The sequence below is a fragment of the Halogranum amylolyticum genome (assembly GCF_900110465.1).
Taxonomy (GTDB): Archaea; Halobacteriota; Halobacteria; order Halobacteriales; family Haloferacaceae; genus Halogranum; species Halogranum amylolyticum.
In genome coordinates this window covers 16,682-37,950 of sequence record NZ_FODV01000022.1, presented here as the reverse complement: position 1 = coordinate 37,950, position 21,269 = coordinate 16,682, and the positions used below count along the sequence as shown (strand labels likewise).

Genomic DNA, 21,269 nt, shown 5'->3' with positions numbered 1-21,269 from the left:
AGCGTGAGGGAGTGATAAAAGCGGTTCGGGACGCAGAGCGGGGCGAACCCACGGCGTCAGACCCGGCCGGCCTCGGCGAGCACGTCCCAGACGAGATCCGAGAGCAGGTGGGCGTAGAGGACGACCGCGGTGAAGACCGCGAGGAAGACGTCGACGACGAGCAGTCCGGTGACGACGACACCGCCGATGACGACGTGGCTCAGGAGTCGGCGGAGCGTCCCGACGTCGCCCTCTTCGAAGATGGCGTTCTGCTCGGTGAAGACGATCCGTGGGTCACGGAGACAGCGCCGGACCGCCGTCCACTCGCCGGTGTTCAGGCGGGCGACGAGGAAGTGATCGAAGTCGATACCGACGCCGACGACGGCGGCGTAGCCGACGAGGAACCACCAGGGGTAGCTGGCAGTGACGTCCGCGAGGGCGACGGCGGCGCCGACGACAACCGAGATGAGGAAGTGTTGGTTCGAGTAGATGAGCGTTCACCGTCCGACTCCAGAGCGGCCACCGCTATCAAACCGACGGCGTGGTCTCAGAGCCGTTCTTTGCTCGAACCGGACCGCGACGAGCGAGAGCGGGAACGGGACCGAGCGGAACCGCTCCGTCGACTCGACCGCGAGGAGCGCGAGGACCGGCCGGCGTTCGACCGCAGTCCGCCGACCCGCTCGGCCACGCCGCCACGCACGCCGTCGAGCAGTCCGCCCGTATCGCCCGAGAAGCGACGTGCGAGCCGTGGGATCGACAACACGAGGTGGAACAGCCCGACCAGAAGCGGGTCCGGCGCGACCAGGTAGACGAAGACGCCGGTGAGGAGCAGTCTGACCCCCAGCATGAGCAGTAGTCCGTTGACGAACTCGTGAGTGATGAGCGGCCCCTGATTCGATCGACGGCCGTCGTCCCCCCCGAGAGAGGAGAGTGCAGTTACACAGCGCTCACGGAGTGAGTTGTTCGACGGTGACCGTCGTGGGGTGCCACCCAAACCAGGCATGGAGAGTCGTTTCTGCTCCGAGGGTAAGAAAACCCGTCATCCGGCCGTCAGACGCTGTTATGCGATATGAGAAGTCAGGAGAGTGGTACGACTCGCTCCACATCCGAGCGGAGTCACTCTGCGGCGAGGTGGTTCGGAGAATCGATCTAAGAGTCGCGCCGGGGCTATGGCTCACACCCGGTGCGAATCCGGAATGCCACAATTCGAGCTGTCCTCCGGGCAAGGAGTTCGAATTGCAACTAGACGTACGGACGTATGAATGAATAAGCTACTGGTTAGATACTGAACATCGGTCGGCAAGTAGGGTTATATGTATAACCCCTGTGGGGAGGACGACCGTCGCTGACCATCGTCCCCGGGGTATGCAAACACACAAGTGCGTGTCGCCCCTTCAAACTGCAAGCGAATGTCGCTCTCGGAACTGATTGCGGGCGTCGAAGACCACGAGAAGACACTCACCGTCGTCAACGCCGACACCGAAGTCGCAGACAGCCTCCGCGAGTACTTCGTCGACCGGAACGTCCGAGTCGTCGAGGATCGCTCCGAATCCACACCCGCCGAGTACGTCGTGTTGGGCGAGCAGGACAGGTTTCTCACCGCTTCGAGCGTCGCCGAACTGCTAGAGGAGGAAGCGCGGACCGAACCGGGGTTCACCGACGCGTCGTACCGACCGATCCTCGACGCGATGGACGAGACGATGTTCACCTCGTTCGACACCGGCCGGATGGTCGCCGCCTCCCGAGAGATCGAAGACCGCGCCTGGCGGGCCGGCCGAGGGCAACTCCACGCCGGCTTCCAGACGCTGTCGACGTTTACCGCACAACGCGACGTGTACGAACGACTTGGGGCGCGGGGCGAACTCGACGTCCACGTCTACGCGACCCCCGACACGGACGTCCCCCACGACAGCAGCGTCCGTCTCCACCTCGAGGACACCACCGAGATCGCACGGTCCTGGTTCGTCGTCTACGACGGGGGTGGCGTCGACGCGAACAAGTGCGCGCTCGTCGCCGAGGAGCGCGAGCCACGCTCGTTCTTCGGCTTCTGGACGTACGGAGCCGACACCGTCGACTACATTCTCGACCACCTGACGACGACCTACGCGCTCGCCGAGACCGACGGCGGCGACGACGAGAGCGATCGATCCGGACGTCGTCTCCGCTCTCGGTGAGCGTGTCGCGAGAAACTGACCCCGTCTGTCGGCCGTCGAACGGAGGGCCGACGTCGTGGGGGTCCAACGAGCGAGTCGGGCAAACTCGCCCTCGGATCGCTGTCAGAGGCACGCACCGACACGGAGACGGGCACATCCCGCGCGGTGACGGATAACGGTAGTTCCGCTGGCCCCCTTGCTTTTACCCCTGCATTATCAGGTATTTATATATCCACGGGCCGACCGTCCGCCGAGAGGGACGGCCGTCGGATCAGAGTCCCATCGCTTCGATCTGTTCCTGATAGCGGTTGCGGATGGTGACCTCGGTGACCTGTGCGACGTCGGCGACCTCGCGTTGCGTCTTCTTCTCGTTGCAGAGCAGCGAGGCGGCGTAGATGGCGGCGGCGGCGAACCCCGTCGGCGACTTCCCCGACAGCAACCCTTTCTCCGCGGAGACGTCGATGATCTCGTTGGCCTTCGACTGCACCTCCTTGCTGAGTTCGAGTTCGCTCGCGAACCGGGGGACGAACTGTTTGGGGTCGACGGGTTTGAGTTCGAGTCCGAGCTCTTGGGAGACGTAGCGATACGTCCGGCCGATCTCCTTCTGGGAGACGCGCGAGACTTCGGCGACCTCGTCGAGGCTCCGCGGGATCCCCTCCTGGCGGCAGGCGGCGTAGAGCGCGCTCGTGGCGACGCCCTCGATGGAGCGTCCGCGGATGAGATCTTCGTTGAGCGCCCGCCGGTAGATGACCGACGCCACCTCCCGGACGGAGTCGGGGACACCGAGCGCAGAGGCCATCCGGTCCATCTCGCTCAGCGCGAACTGGAGGTTCCGCTCGCCGGCGTCCTTCGTCCGGATGCGCTCCTGCCACTTCCGCAGCCGGTGCATCTGGGAGCGCTTCTCCGAGGAGAGCGACCGCCCGTAGGCGTCTTTGTTCTGCCAGTCGATAGTCGTCGTCAACCCCTTGTCGTGCATCGTCTTCGTCGTCGGTGCGCCGACCCGGGACTTCGACTGTCGTTCCGAGTGGTTGAACGCGCGCCACTCCGGCCCACGGTCGATGTTGCTCTCGTCGACGACGAGTCCACAGTCGTCACAGACCAGCTCGCCCTCACTGTGGACGAGGCGGTCGGAGTTACACTCCGGACACGTCTGTTCCCCCCGTTCGGACTCGGTGTCGGTCTCGCGCTCGCGCTCACGTTCGCGCTGTCGGCCACGAAACGAGTCTGTCATCGAGAACAACTCACTTGTCCCGTGTTTAACTGTCTGTCGGACGATGACATGGGACATTGGCTGCTCGGACGATCTCGTTAGGTAGTTTGTGTGGTTGTGGAGTTAACGCACAATACTTTTTGCCTTCAGTCGGCTACCGTCCTGTATGGACGAACAGCAGTCGACCGGAGACGACCCCGCCGACCGGTCGGCGTCGGAGTCACCCTCCGACGACACGGACCACGCCACGTCGGATGCGACGTTCGACCCGACCGACGAACGTGCGCGGACGATGGGGCGAGGGTTCTTCGAGGAGACGAGTTCGCCGGGGTCGGCGATGGCACATCTCTACCGGGGGGAGATCCATCGGATGAAGATGTGGCGCGAGCGACTGGACCACACCAGCAACTGGGCAGTGACGGTGATGGCTGCCATCCTGACGTGGGCGTTCGCCGACGCGAGGAACCCACACTACGTCATCCTCGTCGGCGCGGTGATGGTCGGCATCTTCCTCGTCATCGAGGCCCGCCGCTACCGCGGCTACGACATCTGGCGCTCGCGTGTCCGACTCCTCCAGAAGAACGTCTTCGCGTACTCGCTCGACCCCTCACAGGGGATCGACGACGAGGACTGGCGGCCGAAGCTGAGTCGTGACTACCACAAGCCGACGATGAAGATCTCCTACGAGGAGGCCGTCGCCCACCGACTCCGTCGGGTCTATCTCCCCCTCTTCACGGTGCTCGGTGCCGCGTGGCTGTTCCGCATCTCGGTGATGTCGTCGACGCCGTGGCAGGAGAGCGCCGCTGTCGGAGGGATTTCCGGAACCGTCGTCACGGCCATCGTCGCTCTCACCTACCTCGGTCTCGCGTGGATCACCTTCCGGCCGCGCCGGTGGCAGGCACAGGGTGAACTCCGGGACCACGACATCGGCGCGTGGGACGAGATGGAGTAATCGACTCGGGTTCGTCTCGGTCGAACCGGTGGCAAACCGGAGTGTACGACATCAGATCGGGAGTCGTAACCGACAGCGGGCGTCAAAACAGCAAACTCTGGGGATTCGGTCTCGACCAACCGAGAGCAGTCTCGTCGACGGCACCTGTCCGTTCACTCATGGTGAGAGCCGTCGTTCGATCGTCAGTAACTCGTCCGAACGGAACTCGGCTTCGTACACGTCCGGCGTCGTCAGTTCGTCGCGCCAGAAGGTCGCGTCGAATCGGTCGTCGTAGTGGTTCAGAACCACCGTGAGGAGTTGGCCGTGCGTGCCGACGACGACGGTGCCGCCCTCGTACCGTGACAACACCCGGTCGAGTGCGTCGAGTCCGCGTCGCTGTGCGTCGAGACTCGACTCGCCGTCGGGCCACGCGAACGACCAGTTTTCCCACACCGCGGCGACGGCGCTCTCGAACGTCTCGCCGATAGTCTCGACGGGGCCGTCCGTCAGCCGTCGCTCGCGGAACCCGGCGTCGACGTCGACGCCGAGCCCGTGGCGGTCGGCGACGGGTTCGACTGTCTCGTAGGCGCGCCGGTACGGACTCGACACGACAGCGTCGACCGACTCGTCGGCGAGGAGCGTCGCGACGTGGTCGGCCGCGTCCCGTCCCTTCGCCGAGAGCGGTCGCTCTGCCTCGCGGTCGGGAACCCACGGCGACTGGGCATGTCGGACGAAGTAGACGGTGGTCATTCCGGAGACGACACTCGACGGCGGCAAAGCGGTTCCGTTCGCCGCAGACGCCACCGAGTCCGACGGCAGTCGGACGGCGCGCGCGACGGACGAGCGACAACTCGGCGTGTCGGACGGCGAGACGTTTCGGACGAACGGTCAGTTCTCCGGCGGGATCACGTTCGGTTCCGTCCAAACGACCAGCGAAGTTGTTTGGTTCTACGAACCCTATCCGAGAATAGAGGCACAATCACCAATAGATTGATTATCTTCGACCACGTTCGACCAGTTGTATGAGCGCAGGAACGACAACCACACGAAACTGGGAGAGTCCCGAGACGTGCCCGTTCTGTGGTGGCGAACTGACGGACGGCGGCGCGGGGTTCATCGACCACATCGACGACCACCCTAGCTGTCAAAACGAGTTCGACGACTGGCGCTCGATGGTCGCCTCCGACATGAGCGGCGAGTGGGGTGGCTGACGGTCACGATCACCTTCTCCCGAACCTCGATGTCACGGCCCGCGCCGGCTAAAACGGCGTCTCTCAGTCTGTGAGTCCGTACCCCTTCTTGAACAGATAGACGTCCAGCGTGGCGACGAGCACCGTCAGGAGGAGCAACACCGCAAGCGACGCGTTCGGGTCGACCTCGGCACGGCCGATGAAGCCGTAGCGGACGCCGTTTACCATGTAGATCATCGGGTTCAACAGCGAGACGTCACGGAGCATCGGCGGGATGTCCGACAGCGAGTAGAAGACGCCGCCGAAGAACACCAACGGACGAAGAATGAACTGGTTCATCATCGTCAGGTCGTCGAAGTCCTCCGCCCAGAGGCCGCCGGCGACGCCGAAACTCGCGAACAGTAGTGTGATGACGAGCATGAAGGCGATCAGGTAGAGCGGCTGGGCGACGCCGACGCTGGCGGCGTACAGCGGGTTGATGATGGCGAGTCCGAGCAGGGCGACGAGCACGCCGACGATGACGCCGCGGGTCGCACTGGAGACGATGTAGGCCCAGACCATCTGTCCGTAGGAGAGTGGCGAGGTAAGCGTCTCGTGGATGTACTCGTTCCACCGCCCGTGGAAGATGCTGAACGAGGCGTTCTCGAAGGCGTTGGAGACGGCCCCGAGCACGATGAGCCCCGGCAGGATGAACACGATGTAGGGTACCCCGGCGATGTCGCGGATGCGTTCGCCGAGGATGAGCCCGAACACCGAGAAGTACAGCACGTTCGTGATGAACGGCGGCGCGAACGTGTTGCGCGGGCGGCGGACGAACCGGAGGATCTCCCGGCGGACGAGCGTCTTGAACCCCGTCGGAAGCAGACTCACTGTGTCTCACCTCCGATGGTCGCCGACTGCCCCTGGGTCATCTCGACGAACACCTCCTCCAGCGAGGTCCGCGAGATGTCGAGGTCGACGATCTCGTGCCCCGCGCGGTCGAGTTCGCGGACGATGTCGGGAGCGACGACGCCACCCTGTCGCGCGGTGACGACGAGACGGCCGTCGACGAGGTCGACGTCGTCGATGTGGCCGTTGCCGGCGGTGAGTTGGGGCACCGACGTCGGCGACTCGCGGAACTGGATAGTGATCTTGTCGGCGCCGCGGTCCATCAAGTCCTCGGGGCTGGCGACCTCGACGACGCTGCCCGAGTCGAGGATGGCCACCTCGTCGCAGAGCCGTTCTGCCTCCTCGATGTAGTGCGTCGTCAGCAGGACGGTGGTCCCGTTGTCGTTCAGTTCGGTGATGAGGTTCCAGAGGTCCCGACGGAGTTGAACGTCGACCCCGGCGGTCGGTTCGTCGAGGATGAGCAGGTCGGGGTCGGTGATGAGCGCGCGCGCGAGCATGAACCGGCGTTTCATCCCGCCGGAGAGCCAGTCGAAGCGCGTGTCGCGTTTCTCGTAGATGCCCACGCGTCGCAGGACGTCGTCGGCGCGGTCGCGTGCCTCCTCGGCAGGGATGCCGTGGTAGCCCGCCTTGTGTTCGAGCACCTCCTTGATGGGGAAGAACCGGTCGACGTTGAACTCCTGAGGGGCGAGTCCGATGGCGTCGCGCGCCTCCTGGTAGTCGGACTCGACGTCGTGACCGAACACCCGTGCCTCGCCGCCGGATCTGCGGACGAGTCCGACGAGAACGTTGATGAACGTCGTCTTGCCCGCCCCGTTGGGACCGAGGAGTCCGAAGAAAGAACCCTCGGGGACGGTGAGCGACGCTCCGTCGAGCGCCTGCACGTCGCCGTATCGCTTGTGGAGATCTGAGACCTCGATCGCAGCAGTCATTCGTTTCACAGTCGACGGTACAGCGCATTAAGCGGCGTGACCGACGGCAGTCTTGCCTGAGAACCACACACCGGCAACGGGGGCCGGAACCGCCAGACGGTGTCGTGGCGGGTGCCACCGTGGGTCGAGACATCACCCGGCATAGATGTGTACTGGAAGACATTTATATCATCCGTTCAAACGGCCGAGATATGCAGCGACGAACTGTCATCGCAAGCCTCGGTACCCTGCTCGTGGCCGGTTGTTCCGGCGCACCCTCCAACGACTCGTCGAACAACTCCTCGACCGGCAACGGGTCGGCGTCCGGCGACGCCCCCGCCCCGGAGTTCACGTTCCGTTCGATGGGGCCGGGGACGACGCGCGTCGCCCACATGGGCGGCGACCGGATCACGGACGACACGACCGAAGAGCTCTACGTCACCGTCGGCGGCGAACGCGCCGTCACCTGGGTCTCCGACTCCGAAGAGGAGACGGCCGGCTCCTACCCGATCTCCGTCGGGAACTACGTCGAGGTCGAGACGACGGACAGCGACGAGGTGGCCGTCGTCTGGGTGAACCAGGACGGCACCGAGGAGACGCTCGCGACCCACACCGTCGAAGCCGAGAGCACGGCGACGCCGACGTCGACACCGTCGGGTAACGAGTCGACCGGCAACGAGACGACGAGCAACGAAACCGTGACCGGTAACGAGACCACGGCTGGGAACGAGACGACGACCGGTAACGAGACGACCACCGGCAACGAGTCGGCGTAGCGCCACACTCGTCACCACCGTCGATCGTCATTTTTCGTCGGGGCGCGACGCTCTGAGCCTCGCCGCCGTCGCGCGAGCGGCGATGGCGTCGCCGTGTTGGACGACGCGACGAAGAGTGTCCACGGCCTGCCCGAAGAGGAACGCGTCCGCTCGACCGCTCTCGTAGAGCGCACGGTCGAACTCGTCGAGGTCGTCTAGAAGTCGACCACCCGACTCGCGAAGGTCGGAAAGCGTCGTGCTGTCGTCTCCGTCGAGCAGCGCGGCGACGGCGTCTTCGGTGTGCGTTCGTGCGCAGCGTGCGTAGGAGGCCGTCGAGTCGAGCCACTCGTCCGGCGGCGACTCGTCGAGTCGACCGGCAGCCGGCGCGAGTTCCGCAGCCTGCACCGCGATGCGGCCGAGTCGGTCGGCCGCCACCCGGTAATCGAACAGCGCCGGTCGACCGAGTCCGAGCGTGTTCAGCGCCTTCTGGTCGGTCAACGTCCGTTCGAAGTAGCGCTCGATGACGGCCGCCCGGCGTTCGGCGTCGCGCCGACGTTCGGTGACGTAGGCGGCGAGGTCCTCGTCGGCCGTCGTCAACGCTGTGGCCGCGTCAGTCTGCATCGAGAGCGCGACGTACTGCAGTTGCATCACCGCACGGTCGATAGACACCTCCGTCGTGTCGAGGAGACAGCCGACAGTGACCCCGTCGTCGGTTTCGCCGACGATCTGGAGACCGGTTCGGCTGTTGGCCGCCGTGGTGATCGCCCGCCGTTGGCCGGATGAGAGACCGTCACCGACGAAGCGGACCCGGTCGTAGCCGAGCCCGTAGCAGCGCTCGACGGCTCGGCGGACCGCCGCGGGTGACTCGTCTGCGACGTCGACGACCGGCGTGCCGCCGTCGGCCGTCTGGTCCGCGCCGATGACGAGCGAGCCGTCGTCGCCGGGACAGAGCGCGAGCTGCATCCCCGGTTCGATACCGTGGTCGCTGGCCCACTGTTTCGGCAGTGAGATAGTGTAGGTCGAGCTTCCGGTCTGCTGGACCTTCCGACGCTCCATCTCCGGTCACCCGAACTTGCCGGTGATGTAGTCTTCGACCCGCTGGCTCTCGGGGTCGGTGAATATCTTCTCCGTGTCGTCGTACTCGACGAGTTGGCCGCCGGTGAGAAAGACGGCCGTCTGATCCGAGATACGTTGGGCCTGCTGCATGTTGTGTGTGACGACGACGACGGTGTAATCCTCGGCGAGGTCGGCGATGAGGTCCTCGATACGAGAGGTGGCGATGGGGTCCAGCGCCGACGCCGGTTCGTCCATCAGGATGACCTCGGGGTCCGTCGCGAGACAGCGAGCGATGCAAAGCCGTTGTTGCTGGCCACCCGACAACTCCAGCGCGTTGTCGTCGAGGCGATCCTGCACCTCGTCCCAGAGCGCCGCGTTCCGTAGCGACTGTTCGACGAGCGCGTCCGCTTTCTCCGTGGTAGCGGTGCCGAGCAGTTTCGCGAGCACACCAGAGTCGAGATCGCCGTGTTTCCGCGGTCCGTACGTGATGTTGTCGCGGATCGACTTCGGGAACGGGTTCGGCGACTGGAACACCATCCCGACGCGCTTCCGCAGTTCGACGAGGTTGACGCCGTCCTGGTAGATCTCGTCACCGTCGAACGTGACGGAGCCGTCGACCTCGGCGGCGGCGATCCGGTCGTTCATCCGATTGAGACACCGGAGGTACGTCGACTTTCCACAGCCCGACGGCCCGATGAGTGCGGTCACGCTCTCTTCGGGGATGTCCATCGAGACGCTCTCGAGCGCGTGGTCGTCACCGTAGTAGACGTCGAGGTCCTCGACCGAGAGCTTCGCCTCGCCCTCGAACCGGTAGTCGGTCCACTCCTCGCGGACCGCCTCGTCCGTCTCGCCGGCCGTGGTGGTGCCGGTGTTCGTGCTCGTGTGCTGTTCGTCCGTGCGTGGTTTCGCGTTACTCATGGTACAGTTTCCTCCGGAAGTAGAGTCGACTACCGATACCGATCGCGTACAGCCCCAGGACGACGAGCAGCAGGACGAGCGCCGTCCCCCATCCGAACTCCTGGACGGAGAAGGGAGCGCCCTGTCCGGGGAGCCGTCCGCTCGTAATCGACGTGTACAGTTGATACGGGAGCGCGCTGCCCGCGGTCATCAGTGCCTCGTTCGTCACAAACGGCGGCGCAAGCGAGAACTCGAACGAGCCGAGCACGTTCGGCGTCGAGTTGGCGAACGGGGGACCGCCGAACGTTAAGAGCAGCGGCGCAGTCTCGCCAGCGATACGACCGACACCGAGGATGACGCCCGTGATGACGCCGGGCATCGCTGCCGGGAGGACGACGCTCTTGATGGTCTGCCACTTCGTGACGCCGAGTGCGGCGCTCGCGTCGCGGTACTCGTCGGGAACCGCCTTGATCGACTCCCTGCTCGTGATGACCACGAGCGGAAGGAGCATGAATCCGAGCACGAGCTGGCCGCCGAGCAGCGACTTGCTCCCGTTGCTGACGCGGGGGAGCAGGAACGCGAGCCCGAACAGCCCGAAGACGATGCTCGGCGTGCTCCAGAGCCCGTTCGTCGCGATTTCGACGAGCTGGGTGAACCGACCGTCCTCGGCGTACTCGGTGAGGAACACCGCAGCACCGATACCGAGCGGGACCGCGAACACCATCGCCCCGACGACGAGCCAGAGCGTCCCCACGATAGCCGGGAGGACACCGGGAACGTCGACGTACAGGCTCTGGCTGACGTTCATCAGGAACGGAATCGAGACGAGTCCGCTCCCACCGACGGTTGCGTCGGTCAGCAGCGTGTCGAGCCCGTTGATGACGATGAACCCGACCAACAGCGCGAGGACGGCGAGCATCCCGAAGACGCTCACGCCGACGAGCAGGAACGCCCCGCTCTGTCGGCCGCGAGCGCCGAACCCCGCTCGGGCTTTCGCTGCGCTCCAGACGCCGACGAGCGATCCGACGATGGCCAGCACCGGAACGATGACTGGGGCGATGAGTGTGAGAGAGAGCGTCTCCGGCGACCACGACCAACCGGTTCCGACGAGACCGGTCGCGAACACAGTTCCGACGAGGAGCAGGAACGCACTCGACGGGACCGTCGATCCGATATCCTCGTCCGGAAGCACCGACACCGCCGCAGCGATGGCACCGACGACGAATCCACCGAGCGCCCAGCCGACACCGCCGAGACCGAGCAGTTGCGACGTGAGCACCCCGCCCGTCAAGAGTCCGAGCGACCCGAACAGGACCCCGGTCACCAGACCGGCGGTGTGGGTCGGATCCGTCTCAATCGCGCCGGTCGTCGATGCGACACCGAGGCCGAGGATACCGACGGCCATCAAGACGAGACACAGCCCGAGTGCCTGGAACAGCGAGACGCCGAGAACGTCAGTTCCGGGACTGATCCATCGGAACAGCGTCAGCCAACTCGCCGCGAAGGCGAGCACACCGAGCCCGATGGTGCCGGAGGCGACGCGGTTACCGAGGCTCGACCCGTCGGTGACGAGCGACGTCTGTCGGACGTTGCTCACTGTGCACCCCCCAGCTTCTCTCTCATGCGCGATTCGATGTACTGTGCGCCGACGCTCATCGCGAAGACGGTGACGAACAGGATGACGCCGCCGGCGAAGAGGGCGCTCAGGTGGACGCCCGCGGCGTTCCCTGCCTCGAAGGCGATGACCGTGGTGAGCGTCTCCCCGTGCGAACCGAAGACGTCGTACAGCGGACTCGGGAAGCCGGATTTGTTGTGGGTGATCATCACCGTCGCAGCCATCGTCTCACCCATCGCGCGGCCGACGCCGAGGATGACCGCAGCGGAGACGCCCGAGAACGCCGCCGGGATGGTGACGCTCTTCATCGTCTGCCAGTCGGTCGACCCCATCGCCAGCGAGCCGCTTTTCATCGACTCGGGAACCGTCGAGAGGGCATCCTCGGCGACGGTGACGATGGTGGGCAACGCCATGATGCCGATCATCATGCCGACGGTGAACAGATTCCCGATGGTCGGCGTCGACAGCTCCGAGTAGAAGTAGTCGTTGATGATGACGAATCCGATGAAGCCGTACGTGATAGAGGGGATACCGGCCATCATCTCGATCCCCGGTTTGACGAACTCACGGACGGTTCCGGGTGCAATTTCACTCAAAAACAACGCGCCCGCGATGCCGAGCGGAGCGGAGACGAACGTCGCGATGGTCGTCGTCACGAGCGTCCCGAAGATCATCGGCGTCAGCGAGTACGTCCCGCTCCCCCAGAGCGGCTTGTCCGTCTTCAAGAGCAGGTCCAGCCCCATCGCTCGGAACGCCGGAATCGCCTCGAGGAAGATGAACGCGATGATGAGTCCGAGGATGGCGACTGTCAGGATGGTGGCCAGGAACGTGAGTCCGCGTGCAGTTTCCGGTTGATACGCGTACCAGCCGACTGCTGCTAGCACGGCGAAAGCGAAGAACGGGACGGCAGTCCAGCGTGATCCAGTCATGAACAGGACGAACGTCACGAGCAGGATCGCCGCGCCGATCCCCCACAGCATCACTGCGCCGTCGTCGTACCGTGAGCGGTAGTCGGCGGTGGTGGTCGACAGTGCGTCTAACATTGTTAGGAACGTGATGGAAAGTAATCGTGGTGGTCGAAACGCGAACGACGGTCGCCGCGATCAGTTGTAGTTGCCGGGCTTGACCTTCTCGCGCTGCTTCTTCAGGCGCTCCTCGGGGAGCTTGAAGTAGTTGTTCGCTTCGACGAAGTTCTTCTGTCCGAAGTCACTGAGAACGAAGTTGAGGAACGCGGCCTCCTGCTTCGACGTGTCTTCCCACGTGTAGGCGTGGAGGTCACGCGAGAGCGGGTACTCCTTCGAGCCGAGGTTCTTGCCGTACGTGTATAGCGTGCCGTCGATTTCGAGACCGATCGGGGGCACCTGGCCGTCGGGCTGGACGAACGCCAGTGCGATGTAGGCGATGGCGTTGTCGGCCTGCGAGACGGCCTGCTGGAGCTGCTGGTTCTTCCCGTAGCGCTGGTCCGGGCTGATGGAAGCCTCGGGGTCGCCGTAGACGTTGCTCCGGAACGCGGTGTCCGTCCCGGAGCCTTCGGCGCGACCGAGTGCGAGGATCTCTTTGTCCGGACCGCCGACGGCACTCCAGTTCGTGAGTTCGCCCTTGTAGATCTGCTTCAGCTGGTCGAGGGTGATCTGTTCGACGCCAGCGTCGACGATCTCTTTCGAGGCGACGATGGGCTGTCCGTCGACGCCGACGACGTGGTCGACGAACTTGTCGAGTTCCGACTGGGAGACGTCCTTGCCGCTGAGTTCGGCCTCGGCCGAGGCGCTGGCGTCGCCGATGTCGACGCGACCGTCCATCACGCCTTCGATGCCGGTTCCGGAGTGGCTGAGCGCGACGTTTACGAGGTACGGCGGGTTACTCCGCTCACCCGTCGCCTCGTAACCGTACAGACCGGCGAAGTAGTCGGCGAGTCGCTTGTCCGTGTCGTACGTCTCGGAGGCCCACTTCTTCGGCCAGTAGTCCTCGTCGCCCGGCTCGGGGTTCGAGTTCCAGTAGCTCGCACCGGTGTTGGTGATGGGGAACACCGTCGAGGAGCCGTCGGCCGTCAGCGGCTGGGTCGACCCGGCGCTCTCGCTTTGGGTCTCCGTCTCACCGCTCGCGGCCTGTTCGCCGGAGCCGGCGTCAGTGGAACTGCCGTTACCGCTCGTTCCGCTGTTGCCGGAACAACCGGCGAGCGCAGCGACGCCGGCTGCGCCGGATGCAACGAGGAACTTGCGCCGCGATGCCGAGGTGGTCTGCCGCTCTGAGTCACGCGTCATCACCAGTAGATGTAGAGTTCGCACGTAAGAGGACTTCTAATACCAGTATACGGCAGTCCTGATGCAAATATAGAATCCATACTCGTCAGTCGTGCGTCTGGTCGGTATATAGCTCTCAGTAGCTGGCAATCAGTTCTGTGGGTCGTGTTAACATACATTGATACGACGTGTCACACCAGAACAACGTTTATAGTGTTGGGAACAATCGTGTCAAACACGCCAATCGCGTGGCAGTCACGCCGCGTGAGGTGACTCCCATGACCACTCCGACCCACACCATCCCGACGCTTGCCCGCTATGGCGAGACCGTCGGGAAGATTCGTCGCACGAACTGCGACGGAGGGGTCGGCGTGGACTCTCACCCGCGCACTCGGTTCGACCTCGTCGTCGCGTAACGCAGGACGCGGCGGTCGTCGGTCCGCTTCTCTGAACCCTCTCGGAGAGCAGGGCCGACGCTATCGGTCGACCCGAAGCGGGTCCACCCTTCTCCGCCGCATCCTCACATCGACGACAGTCGCTGGACTGTCACCGGTGGTCGACTCGACCGGGACGTCTAGCCTCGTCCGCTGGCGACCCCGACCGACGGCAGCGTCGGTCCGTCGACGCGACCGCCACCCGACCAGTGAGAGGCATCGCTACCCCTGCGGGTACTGCCCGTGGAGCGCGTCCTCGCGGCGCGTCGCGTTCGAACCGCGACAGGGGCCTCATGTCAGTCCAGAAGAGACCCGACGTGACGGTTCGCGCCGAACTGACCGTCCTGGTGTCGCGGCACGCCCGCGGCGACCTCCACGACGGCGTCCGCGACCGTCTCCGCAAGATCGACGGCGTCCAGGCGATCGAGACGGTCGACATCCGCGGCCTCCAGCCGGGGTTGAACGACCTCACCGTGGAGGTGGAGACGACGCTCCGCCTCCGTCCGGACGCTCCCGACGACGAGAGCGTCGCGGCACAGCTCGCAGACGGCTTCGGTATCAAGCGCGCCGTCGCGACCGTCGACTCGCACACCGGCGTCGGCTGACGGATCGCCGTGTCCGTCCGCCATCGTCGGTGACGCGAGTTTCGGCTCTCCCATCCCGCGACACTCGTCGGCCCTCCGAACCGCTCGACGACTACATCCGAACTCACAGTCCCCAATGAAACGACATCGCGTCGCCCGACACGACAACGCACGACCCTACGACCACCGACCCGCACCCCCGGCGCTCGTCTCGCTGGCGCTCGTCCTCGTCGCGCCTGCCGCCGTGTTCGCGGTCGCCTACCCGCTGCTCTCGGCCCTCCTCGCCGTGGTCGCAGCCGTCGCACTCGTCGGCCTCCGCCGTGAGACCGAACTGGTCGAACGACACTGGCCGGCGCGCGGTTGAACAGACCAACGCAACCGCACGGCGACCACCGCCGTTCGACCGGTTCAGGTCGTCGCCCGCAGTCGCTCGATGCGACGGCGGGTTCGCGGATGCGACCGCACCGGAAACGGAATCGGTTCTTCACCCGCTTCTGTCGACTCGTTTCGTCGCCTCAGCGGCTGCTCTTCGTACATCGCCTCGACGGCCGCCGGGTCGGTCCAGTCGATGTCGGCGTTCGAGTCGACCGTCTCGCGCTCGCGGTGTTCGAACGGGTACGGCAGGAACGACACCGCCTTCACGCTACTGTCGTGTGCACGGAGGTCACGCGACGGAATCGCCCGTGCTCGGTCGTCGAGCGTCGCGAGTGCGCTCGCCAACGCCGCCGGGTTCCCGGTGAGTCGTGCCGCCGCACGGTCGGCGCCGTACTCCCGCTGGACGGCGAAGAGGCGGAAGACCGCCTCGCTGACGACGCCGAAGACGAGTCCGACGGCGATGCCGACGAGAGCACTCAGGAAGTTGTTCTCGCCGAGACCGACGAACCCTCGTTCGTCCGTTCGGTCGACGTCCCGACTCAGTCGCTCGGACTGCCAGACGAGGTACCGGTGTGCGACGATTGCGGGTGCCGCCGCGAACACCACCGCCAACCGGTCGCGGTTTACCACGTGGGCCAGTTCGTGTGCGAGGACGGCGGCGAGTTCCTCGTCGTCGAGCGCGTCGACGAGCGCAGTCGTGAAGACGATAGCGGGTTCGCCCGGTCGTCCGGCGACGACGCTGTTCGGAACCGGCGAGTCGGCCACCGCGAGTCGGGGTTTGGGGGCGTTCGCCTGCTGGCAAAGTCGGTCGAGAAGGGTGTGGAGATCGGGGTGTTCGGTCGCCGTGACGACGCGTGGCGAGACTGACCCGAGCGTTCGATGGTAGGCGTACGCGGCCTGCAGGAGGACGATAAACGGTGTTCCGACAGCCGTCGCGAGGAGCGCATCCGAGACGGTCACGCTCTCGAAAGCGAGCGAGGCGAGCCACGAGGGGAGCAAGACGAGAGCTGCGTCGAACCCAAGGACGACGAGGACCGCTCCGGCGAGTCGCACGCGGAGTCGGTAGTCCGGGCGGAGCGACATCGCGCTGGAGTCAGTGGCTAGGTCATATAAATCATGGAGGGATCGTTTCGAGTCGAACGGCAGTGCTCGCTGCAAGAGTGCTCCCTGTCGAGCGACACTGGTCGCCGCGAGACTGAAGACGATCCCCATCCTCTGAGTCGTGTGAGCGAACAGTCGTCCGGAGAGTCGTCGTGGCTCCCGCCAGCCGAGAACCTCGACGAGGCGGAGGTTCGAGAGACACTCGACCGACTGCACGGGCTGAGCCATCTCCTCGACAACGCCGTCCGAGTGCCGGGGACGAACTACCGGATCGGGCTCGACCCGCTTCTCGGCCTCCTCCCCGTCGTCGGCGACGCGCCGGGAGCGGTGCTCGCAGCGTACATCGTCGTCGAGGCAGCGTATCTCGGTGTGCCGCGAGAGACGCTGCTGCGGATGTTGTTCAATCTCGTCGTCGACGCCACCGTCGGGTCGCTGCCCGTCGTCGGTGACGTGTTCGACGCGGTCTGGAAGGCCAACGCACGCAACGTCCGACTGGCGGAGGCGCGCCGCGTCGACCCCGAGGGCGGGGCCGCGGACCGTCGGTTCCTGCTCGTCGCGACGGGCTGTCTGTTCGGCTTCCTGCTCGCACTCGGCGCGGCGTCGACGCTCTTCGCCGTGTGGGTGCTCGGAGAAATCGGACTGATGTAGCTCAGTCGTCGCCGGGGTAGGCGTGGCCGGTCGACTGGCTCTGCGTGTGGCTCTCGGTCCGCGTCTGTGCCGGGGAGTCGGGGAGATAGACGTTCTCCGGGAGGAACCCACGGCCGAATCGAGCCTGTAGTCGGACCACGCGGGGGAAGACGGCGTCCCACTTCATCAGGGCGAACCCGGAGCAGATGAGCGCGAACCCGCCGACGGTGGCGGTGGTGATCGACTCGCCGAGCAGCGCCCACCCCGCCAGCGCGGCGAACACCGGTACCGCGTAGTTGACGAGGCTGATCTCGGTCGGGCCGAGACGGTCGAGCAGGTGGAAGTAGACGAGGAACCCACCCGCACCGGCGGCGACTCCGAGATACGCGAGCGAGAGGAGGACGTCTCCCGACCACTGGACGGTGGCGATCGACGGCTCACTGAGCGCGACGTGCAGGACGTGCAGGAGCCCGGCACCGGTCAGCATCATCCACGCCTGTGCCGTCGACAGCGGGAGTCGCGCCGGGAGTCGATCGGTCAGAACCGCTCCGAACGCGAAGCTCGCAGCCGAGAGGAACATGAGCGCGACGCCGGCGAACTGTCCGCCCAGGGCTGTGGGGTCGGGGTTAGCGACGACGACCACGCCCGCGAGGCCGAACAGCACGCCCAGCATCCCGGGGAGACCGATCCGCTCGTCCGGCAGCAGGAACCACGCGAACAGCGGTGTCAACATCGGCGTGGTACTCATGATGATCGCGCCGGTTGCGCTCGTCACGTACTGTTGGCCGGTGAAAAGCAGGCCGAAGTGCAGGCCGATGACGAGGACGCCGCCGACGCCGACGAGTGTCCACTCGTCACGTCCGCGCGGGAACCAGCGGTCGGTTCGCGACAGCGCGACGGCGAAGAGCAGCAGGCCGGCGACGTCGTAGCGAAGCGCCGCAAAGAGGATCGGAGGGAGTTCCGCGAGACCGGATTTGATGGCCATGAAGGAGGTACCCCAGACGAACGCAAGCGCGACGAACAGCAGTGCATCACGGTGTTTAGTCAGATTCCGTATAGATTTCATCGTATCGTGTATCCCAGTCAGGGAACCAACGTAATTGCCCCGTGTACATGAATATTCTCGAACCCTCGATAACACGCGTCACGGGTGAGACGCCCTCTCAACTCTGGAATCTTACACGATTGTTAGCCCCGTTGATACGAGACGAGACGGACCTCGAATAAAGTCGAGCGGGCCCGTCGACGACGACGGTCGAACAGCGCGAACCCGGTCGGCGAGAGCGGCACCGTGGCACACTGAACCCGAACGCGAACGGTAAGACAGTTACCGCTGCTCCGGTTGGTAGCACGTATGAGTATCCTCGACGACACCCGCGCACTCGCCGAGAGCGGTCCTCTCTGCGACGCCTGTCTGGGGCGCGTCTTCGCCGACCGGAGTTTCGGACTGACGAACGCCGACCGCGGACACAGCCTTCGAGTCGCGGTCGCTCTCGACGCCGACGAACCGTTCGAACCGGTCGACACGGACGACTGCTGGGTCTGTGAAGGCCGTTGCGCAGAGTTCGACGAGTGGGCGGAACGCTGTGCAGAGAACGTCGAGGACGTGGAGTTCGCGACGTACCAGGTGGGGACCCGGACGCCGCCGCTCGTCGAGGAGAACGAACTCCTCCTGCGGGAGGGGGCCGGACTGCCCGAAGACGCCGGCGAGCTGTTCAAATCGGAGTTCAACCGCGAGGTGGGCAAGCGAGTCGGCCGACTCACCGGGACGGAGGTCGACTTCGACCGGCCGGACGTCCAGTTCACGCTCGACCTCGAGGGCGACGACGTCGAGACGCGTGTCCACTCGGCGTTCGTCTACGGTCGCTACCGGAAGCTCGAACGCGACATCCCGCAGACCGAGTGGCCCTGCCGCGAGTGTAACGGCAGCGGCTATCAGGGCAAACAGCCCTGTGACTACTGTGGTGGCTCGGGCTATCTCTACGACGAGAGCGTCGAACAGCTCACCGCGCCCGTCGTCCGCGACGTGATGGACGGCGTCGAGGCGCTGTTCCACGGTGCCGGTCGCGAGGACGTCGACGCGCTGATGCTCGGGACGGGTCGTCCCTTCGTCATCGAGGTGAAAGAGCCCCGCCGCCGAACCGTCGACGTCGAGCAGTTGGAGGGCGACATCAACGCCTTCGCCGAGGGGAAAGTCGAGGTCGAGGGGCTCCGCCTCGCCACCTACGACATGGTCGAGCGCGTGAAGGAACTCGACGCGAACAAGACGTATCGCGCGGAGGTGGAGTTCGGCGACGACGTCACCGAGGAGGGGCTGGCGGAGGCGCTCGCCGAACTCGACGGCGCGACCGTCGAACAGTACACGCCGAACCGCGTCGACCATCGCCGCGCCAACCTCACGCGCACGCGTGACGTCTACAGCGCGACCGGCGAACTCCACGACTCCCGGCACGCCACCGTCGACATCCACGGTGCGGGCGGGCTCTACATCAAGGAACTCGTCTCCGGCGACGAGGGGCGGACGAACCCCAGTCTCGCGGGTATCCTCGGCGTCGACGCCGTCGTGACGGCGCTCGACGTCGTCGCCGTCGAGGGCGAGGAGGAGTCGTTCGAGGACGAGGCGTTCTTCCACGGCGAGTAGCGAGCCGACACCAGTACGCGTACGCCATCAGTACGCTTTTATGACGTGCGTGACACGTCCAGGTCGAACGTCAATGCGTGAGAACCACGCCGATTGGGAGGCGCTGCGCGAGGAACTCGACTGGGACGACGCCGAGACCGACCCCGACGAGACTACCATGGACGAACCGCGGCTGGCGGTGACGCCGAAGCCCTGAGACCGCCGTCGGCGACGGGGATGCAACTGTTCTTTCGTCCTCAAGCGCCGAGTGCCGACCACGTTCCGAGAGGAAAACCGCTTTGTCGTCGCCCGGAGACTCACCGGGCATGACATGCGTGGGCGCTGACGAGGCGGGCAAGGGACCCGTCCTCGGGCCGATGGTCGCGGCGGCGGTGCGCGCGGACCCGACGACACTCCCCGACGGCATCGACGACTCCAAGCGCGTCTCGCCGGGTCGACGCGAAACCGTCGTCGTCGACCTCCGGGCACGCGACGACGTCGCCGTCGGCGTCGGTGTCGTACCCACGGACCGCATCGACGACCCCGAGACGGACATGAACTCGCTGACGGTCGCCGCGCAGGTCGAGGCGGTCGCCGCCGTCGCCCGCGGCGGCGACACCGTCGTCGTCGACGCCGGCGACGTGAGCGAGGCGCGGTTCGGGCGACGGGTCCGCGAGGGCGTCGCGGCGGCGGGCGTCGACGTCGACGTCGTCTCCGAACACGGCGCGGACGAGAGCCACGACGTCGTCGGCGCGGCCAGCATCGTCGCGAAGGTCGAGCGCGACCGCCGTGTGGAGGCCATCGCCGAGGAGTACGCCGCGTACGGCGACGTCGGCAGCGGCTACCCGAGCGATCCGACGACGCGCGAGTTTCTGAAACGGTACGTCGCCGACACCGGCGACCTGCCCGAGTGCGCCCGCCGGTCGTGGTCGACCTGCGCGGACCTGCTGGCGGCGAACGAGCAGTCGTCGCTGGCGGAGTTCTGAGCTAGTTCAGATCGTCTCCGGGTTCGCCGGGAGCGGGCAGCCGAAACTGCCTGACGAGTACGGCCGCACCGACGACGCCGACGGCGACCCCGACCCCACCGGCCGAGAACCCACCGAGCAGCGCGTGGATGCCGGTGAACAGCGCGAACCCGCCGAAAATCGTTACCTGCAGGTGATGGACCGCGTCGGAGAGTTCGTCGCGAACGACTCGTCGCACCAGTTCTTCGGAGGGTTCTGAACTGTCGGCGGGCATGGCCGTCGAGTCAGGTAGTCGAACAAAAAGTGCTCCGTGTCGAGACGTCGATCGTCTCACAGCCGTATCCGGCAGCGTGTTAGCGCATCTCCTCGAGATCGACGTAGGAGCCCTCTCGGGCCGTGATCCAGCGAGTCATCAGCTCCCACTCCTCTGCGTCGGCCGGATAGACGGTACACTCGTCCGGCGAATCGTCGTACTCGGTGATCTCGGCCCGGTACTCCGCCGCCGGATGGGGGAAACTGTCGGGAGCGGGTCGTCTGCGGCCGTTTGCCGGCGTGCCGTTCGGGTCGTTCGGAAGGGGAGAGGATGTCACGAGTGATCTGGTCCCGTCGATACCCGGCGGGATCGGGTGGTCGCAGTTCGCTACGGTTCCTGCTTCTCTGGGGGACGTCATGTAAGGGGCGAGTCGTTCCCAGTCGCTGGGAACAGGTGTCGGGTCAGTCGCTGGACGTGCGCGTCTCGAC

At 65.5% G+C, this 21,269-nt stretch carries 26 protein-coding genes; 13 read left to right on the top strand and 13 right to left on the bottom strand.

Annotation, left to right across the window (positions count from 1 at the left end; genetic code table 11):
* Positions 1-11 precede the first annotated feature (11 nt).
* Both BSG17_RS27285 and BSG17_RS21845 read left to right on the top strand, forming a co-directional pair.
* Entirely contained in the window at positions 12-788 is a 777-nt protein-coding gene (locus BSG17_RS27285) for a hypothetical protein (RefSeq protein ID WP_170864909.1), read from the top strand.
* Positions 789-1,388: 600 nt separating this feature from the next.
* Entirely contained in the window at positions 1,389-2,153 is a 765-nt protein-coding gene (locus BSG17_RS21845; protein WP_089827509.1) for a DICT sensory domain-containing protein, read from the top strand.
* 250 nt (positions 2,154-2,403) lie between these two features.
* Here BSG17_RS21845 and BSG17_RS21840 read toward each other — a convergent pair whose 3' ends face one another.
* Positions 2,404-3,363 carry a transcription initiation factor IIB gene (locus tag BSG17_RS21840; protein ID WP_089827508.1) on the bottom strand — a complete coding sequence of 320 codons (960 nt, stop codon included), beginning with the start codon at positions 3,361-3,363 and terminating at the stop codon, positions 2,404-2,406.
* Positions 3,364-3,508: 145 nt separating this feature from the next.
* Here BSG17_RS21840 and BSG17_RS21835 point away from each other — a divergent pair, with 145 nt between their 5' ends.
* Positions 3,509-4,294 (top strand): DUF2270 domain-containing protein, encoded by a 786-nt coding sequence (locus tag BSG17_RS21835; RefSeq protein WP_211609275.1) that lies wholly within the window; start codon positions 3,509-3,511, stop codon positions 4,292-4,294.
* 156 nt (positions 4,295-4,450) lie between these two features.
* On the opposite strand, the gene BSG17_RS21830 is transcribed toward BSG17_RS21835, so the two are convergent.
* Positions 4,451-5,023: a histidine phosphatase family protein gene (locus BSG17_RS21830; RefSeq protein ID WP_089827507.1), complete on the bottom strand. Its 573-nt coding sequence runs from the start codon at positions 5,021-5,023 to the stop codon at positions 4,451-4,453.
* On the opposite strand from BSG17_RS21830, the gene BSG17_RS21825 reads away from it, so the two are divergent.
* Both BSG17_RS21825 and BSG17_RS21820 read left to right on the top strand, forming a co-directional pair.
* On the top strand, positions 5,016-5,267 hold the full coding sequence (locus BSG17_RS21825) for a hypothetical protein (RefSeq protein WP_089827506.1): 252 nt from the start codon (positions 5,016-5,018) through the stop codon (positions 5,265-5,267). The genes BSG17_RS21830 and BSG17_RS21825 overlap by 8 nt on opposite strands.
* A gap of 28 nt (positions 5,268-5,295) precedes the next feature.
* Positions 5,296-5,484 (top strand): DUF7501 family protein, encoded by a 189-nt coding sequence (locus BSG17_RS21820; RefSeq protein WP_089827505.1) that lies wholly within the window; start codon positions 5,296-5,298, stop codon positions 5,482-5,484.
* Between the two features lie 63 nt (positions 5,485-5,547).
* Here BSG17_RS21820 and BSG17_RS21815 read toward each other — a convergent pair whose 3' ends face one another.
* Both BSG17_RS21815 and BSG17_RS21810 read right to left on the bottom strand, forming a co-directional pair.
* Positions 5,548-6,333 carry an ABC transporter permease gene (locus tag BSG17_RS21815; protein ID WP_089827504.1) on the bottom strand — a complete coding sequence of 262 codons (786 nt, stop codon included), beginning with the start codon at positions 6,331-6,333 and terminating at the stop codon, positions 5,548-5,550.
* Positions 6,330-7,280, bottom strand: a complete 951-nt coding sequence (locus BSG17_RS21810) for an ABC transporter ATP-binding protein (protein WP_089827503.1) — start codon at positions 7,278-7,280, stop codon at positions 6,330-6,332. The genes BSG17_RS21815 and BSG17_RS21810 overlap by 4 nt, the downstream gene beginning before the upstream one ends.
* A gap of 191 nt (positions 7,281-7,471) precedes the next feature.
* Here BSG17_RS21810 and BSG17_RS21805 point away from each other — a divergent pair, with 191 nt between their 5' ends.
* The gene (locus tag BSG17_RS21805; RefSeq protein ID WP_089827502.1) at positions 7,472-8,035 is read left to right on the top strand and encodes a hypothetical protein; all 564 of its coding nucleotides are present in this window, start codon (positions 7,472-7,474) and stop codon (positions 8,033-8,035) included.
* A 27-nt stretch (positions 8,036-8,062) separates the two neighbouring features.
* Here BSG17_RS21805 and BSG17_RS21800 read toward each other — a convergent pair whose 3' ends face one another.
* Genes BSG17_RS21800 through BSG17_RS21780 form a run of 5 tightly spaced genes read right to left on the bottom strand, consistent with a single transcriptional unit; the run spans position 8,063 to position 13,843 of the window.
* Positions 8,063-9,070: an AbrB/MazE/SpoVT family DNA-binding domain-containing protein gene (locus tag BSG17_RS21800; protein WP_089827501.1), complete on the bottom strand. Its 1,008-nt coding sequence runs from the start codon at positions 9,068-9,070 to the stop codon at positions 8,063-8,065.
* A gap of 6 nt (positions 9,071-9,076) precedes the next feature.
* Entirely contained in the window at positions 9,077-9,988 is a 912-nt protein-coding gene (gene pstB / locus BSG17_RS21795; protein ID WP_089827500.1) for a phosphate ABC transporter ATP-binding protein PstB, read from the bottom strand.
* Positions 9,981-11,564, bottom strand: coding sequence for a phosphate ABC transporter permease PstA (gene pstA, locus BSG17_RS27645; RefSeq protein ID WP_089827499.1), 1,584 nt, complete (start codon positions 11,562-11,564; stop codon positions 9,981-9,983). Before pstA ends, pstB begins: the two co-directional genes overlap by 8 nt.
* Positions 11,561-12,625: a phosphate ABC transporter permease subunit PstC gene (gene pstC / locus BSG17_RS21785; protein WP_089827498.1), complete on the bottom strand. Its 1,065-nt coding sequence runs from the start codon at positions 12,623-12,625 to the stop codon at positions 11,561-11,563. The genes pstA and pstC overlap by 4 nt, the downstream gene beginning before the upstream one ends.
* A 60-nt stretch (positions 12,626-12,685) precedes the next feature.
* Entirely contained in the window at positions 12,686-13,843 is a 1,158-nt protein-coding gene (locus tag BSG17_RS21780; RefSeq protein ID WP_089827497.1) for a PstS family phosphate ABC transporter substrate-binding protein, read from the bottom strand.
* Between the two features lie 257 nt (positions 13,844-14,100).
* Here BSG17_RS21780 and BSG17_RS27280 point away from each other — a divergent pair, with 257 nt between their 5' ends.
* From BSG17_RS27280 to BSG17_RS21770, 3 genes are all read left to right on the top strand, one after another.
* Positions 14,101-14,238, top strand: a complete 138-nt coding sequence (locus BSG17_RS27280) for a hypothetical protein (RefSeq protein WP_170864908.1) — start codon at positions 14,101-14,103, stop codon at positions 14,236-14,238.
* Positions 14,239-14,549: 311 nt separating this feature from the next.
* Positions 14,550-14,861 (top strand): hypothetical protein, encoded by a 312-nt coding sequence (locus BSG17_RS21775; RefSeq protein ID WP_089827496.1) that lies wholly within the window; start codon positions 14,550-14,552, stop codon positions 14,859-14,861.
* Between the two features lie 115 nt (positions 14,862-14,976).
* On the top strand, positions 14,977-15,204 hold the full coding sequence (locus BSG17_RS21770; protein ID WP_089827495.1) for a hypothetical protein: 228 nt from the start codon (positions 14,977-14,979) through the stop codon (positions 15,202-15,204).
* A gap of 44 nt (positions 15,205-15,248) precedes the next feature.
* On the opposite strand, the gene BSG17_RS26430 is transcribed toward BSG17_RS21770, so the two are convergent.
* On the bottom strand, positions 15,249-16,298 hold the full coding sequence (locus BSG17_RS26430) for a M48 family metalloprotease (RefSeq protein ID WP_170864907.1): 1,050 nt from the start codon (positions 16,296-16,298) through the stop codon (positions 15,249-15,251).
* A 141-nt stretch (positions 16,299-16,439) separates the two neighbouring features.
* Between BSG17_RS26430 and BSG17_RS26425 the strand changes: the two genes are divergently transcribed.
* The gene (locus tag BSG17_RS26425; protein ID WP_244531662.1) at positions 16,440-16,964 is read left to right on the top strand and encodes a DUF4112 domain-containing protein; all 525 of its coding nucleotides are present in this window, start codon (positions 16,440-16,442) and stop codon (positions 16,962-16,964) included.
* A gap of 1 nt (position 16,965) precedes the next feature.
* Here the strand turns inward: BSG17_RS26425 and BSG17_RS21760 are convergent, their stop codons facing one another.
* Positions 16,966-18,009 carry a DMT family transporter gene (locus tag BSG17_RS21760; RefSeq protein WP_170864906.1) on the bottom strand — a complete coding sequence of 348 codons (1,044 nt, stop codon included), beginning with the start codon at positions 18,007-18,009 and terminating at the stop codon, positions 16,966-16,968.
* Positions 18,010-18,297: 288 nt separating this feature from the next.
* Here BSG17_RS21760 and BSG17_RS21755 point away from each other — a divergent pair, with 288 nt between their 5' ends.
* The 3 genes from BSG17_RS21755 to rnhB all read left to right on the top strand — a co-directional run bounded on the left by BSG17_RS21755 (position 18,298) and on the right by rnhB (position 20,549).
* A complete protein-coding gene (locus BSG17_RS21755; RefSeq protein WP_089827493.1) occupies positions 18,298-19,584 on the top strand; it encodes a tRNA pseudouridine(54/55) synthase Pus10 in 1,287 nt (428 codons plus the stop codon).
* 73 nt (positions 19,585-19,657) lie between these two features.
* The gene (locus BSG17_RS28395; protein ID WP_280141210.1) at positions 19,658-19,780 is read left to right on the top strand and encodes a hypothetical protein; all 123 of its coding nucleotides are present in this window, start codon (positions 19,658-19,660) and stop codon (positions 19,778-19,780) included.
* A 109-nt stretch (positions 19,781-19,889) separates the two neighbouring features.
* On the top strand, positions 19,890-20,549 hold the full coding sequence (rnhB, locus tag BSG17_RS21750; RefSeq protein WP_089827492.1) for a ribonuclease HII: 660 nt from the start codon (positions 19,890-19,892) through the stop codon (positions 20,547-20,549).
* 1 nt (position 20,550) lies between these two features.
* Here rnhB and BSG17_RS21745 read toward each other — a convergent pair whose 3' ends face one another.
* Complete coding sequence (locus tag BSG17_RS21745; RefSeq protein WP_089827491.1) at positions 20,551-20,802, bottom strand: hypothetical protein; 252 nt, start codon at positions 20,800-20,802, stop codon at positions 20,551-20,553.
* A gap of 79 nt (positions 20,803-20,881) precedes the next feature.
* On the bottom strand, positions 20,882-21,199 hold the full coding sequence (locus BSG17_RS21740) for a DUF7511 domain-containing protein (protein WP_139246755.1): 318 nt from the start codon (positions 21,197-21,199) through the stop codon (positions 20,882-20,884).
* Positions 21,200-21,269: the final 70 nt, after the last annotated feature.

Excerpts from the sequence above, each read along its gene's own strand:
- BSG17_RS21845 (WP_089827509.1), top strand. The coding sequence starts at position 1,389 with ATGTCGCTCTCGGAACTGATTGCGGGCGTCGAAGACCACGAGAAGACA.
- BSG17_RS21840 (WP_089827508.1), bottom strand. The coding sequence starts at position 3,363 with ATGACAGACTCGTTTCGTGGCCGACAGCGCGAACGTGAGCGCGAGCGC.
- BSG17_RS21835 (WP_211609275.1), top strand. The coding sequence starts at position 3,509 with ATGGACGAACAGCAGTCGACCGGAGACGACCCCGCCGACCGGTCGGCG.
- BSG17_RS21830 (WP_089827507.1), bottom strand. The coding sequence starts at position 5,023 with ATGACCACCGTCTACTTCGTCCGACATGCCCAGTCGCCGTGGGTTCCC.
- BSG17_RS21820 (WP_089827505.1), top strand. The coding sequence starts at position 5,296 with ATGAGCGCAGGAACGACAACCACACGAAACTGGGAGAGTCCCGAGACG.
- BSG17_RS21810 (WP_089827503.1), bottom strand. The coding sequence starts at position 7,280 with ATGACTGCTGCGATCGAGGTCTCAGATCTCCACAAGCGATACGGCGAC.
- BSG17_RS21805 (WP_089827502.1), top strand. The coding sequence starts at position 7,472 with ATGCAGCGACGAACTGTCATCGCAAGCCTCGGTACCCTGCTCGTGGCC.
- BSG17_RS21800 (WP_089827501.1), bottom strand. The coding sequence starts at position 9,070 with ATGGAGCGTCGGAAGGTCCAGCAGACCGGAAGCTCGACCTACACTATC.
- pstB (WP_089827500.1), bottom strand. The coding sequence starts at position 9,988 with ATGAGTAACGCGAAACCACGCACGGACGAACAGCACACGAGCACGAAC.
- pstC (WP_089827498.1), bottom strand. The coding sequence starts at position 12,625 with ATGTTAGACGCACTGTCGACCACCACCGCCGACTACCGCTCACGGTAC.
- BSG17_RS21780 (WP_089827497.1), bottom strand. The coding sequence starts at position 13,843 with ATGACGCGTGACTCAGAGCGGCAGACCACCTCGGCATCGCGGCGCAAG.
- BSG17_RS27280 (WP_170864908.1), top strand. The coding sequence starts at position 14,101 with ATGACCACTCCGACCCACACCATCCCGACGCTTGCCCGCTATGGCGAG.
- BSG17_RS21775 (WP_089827496.1), top strand. The coding sequence starts at position 14,550 with ATGTCAGTCCAGAAGAGACCCGACGTGACGGTTCGCGCCGAACTGACC.
- BSG17_RS21770 (WP_089827495.1), top strand. The coding sequence starts at position 14,977 with ATGAAACGACATCGCGTCGCCCGACACGACAACGCACGACCCTACGAC.
- BSG17_RS26430 (WP_170864907.1), bottom strand. The coding sequence starts at position 16,298 with ATGTCGCTCCGCCCGGACTACCGACTCCGCGTGCGACTCGCCGGAGCG.
- BSG17_RS21760 (WP_170864906.1), bottom strand. The coding sequence starts at position 18,009 with ATGAAATCTATACGGAATCTGACTAAACACCGTGATGCACTGCTGTTC.
- BSG17_RS21755 (WP_089827493.1), top strand. The coding sequence starts at position 18,298 with ATGAGTATCCTCGACGACACCCGCGCACTCGCCGAGAGCGGTCCTCTC.
- BSG17_RS28395 (WP_280141210.1), top strand. The coding sequence starts at position 19,658 with ATGCGTGAGAACCACGCCGATTGGGAGGCGCTGCGCGAGGAACTCGAC.
- rnhB (WP_089827492.1), top strand. The coding sequence starts at position 19,890 with ATGACATGCGTGGGCGCTGACGAGGCGGGCAAGGGACCCGTCCTCGGG.
- BSG17_RS21745 (WP_089827491.1), bottom strand. The coding sequence starts at position 20,802 with ATGCCCGCCGACAGTTCAGAACCCTCCGAAGAACTGGTGCGACGAGTC.
- BSG17_RS21740 (WP_139246755.1), bottom strand. The coding sequence starts at position 21,199 with ATGACGTCCCCCAGAGAAGCAGGAACCGTAGCGAACTGCGACCACCCG.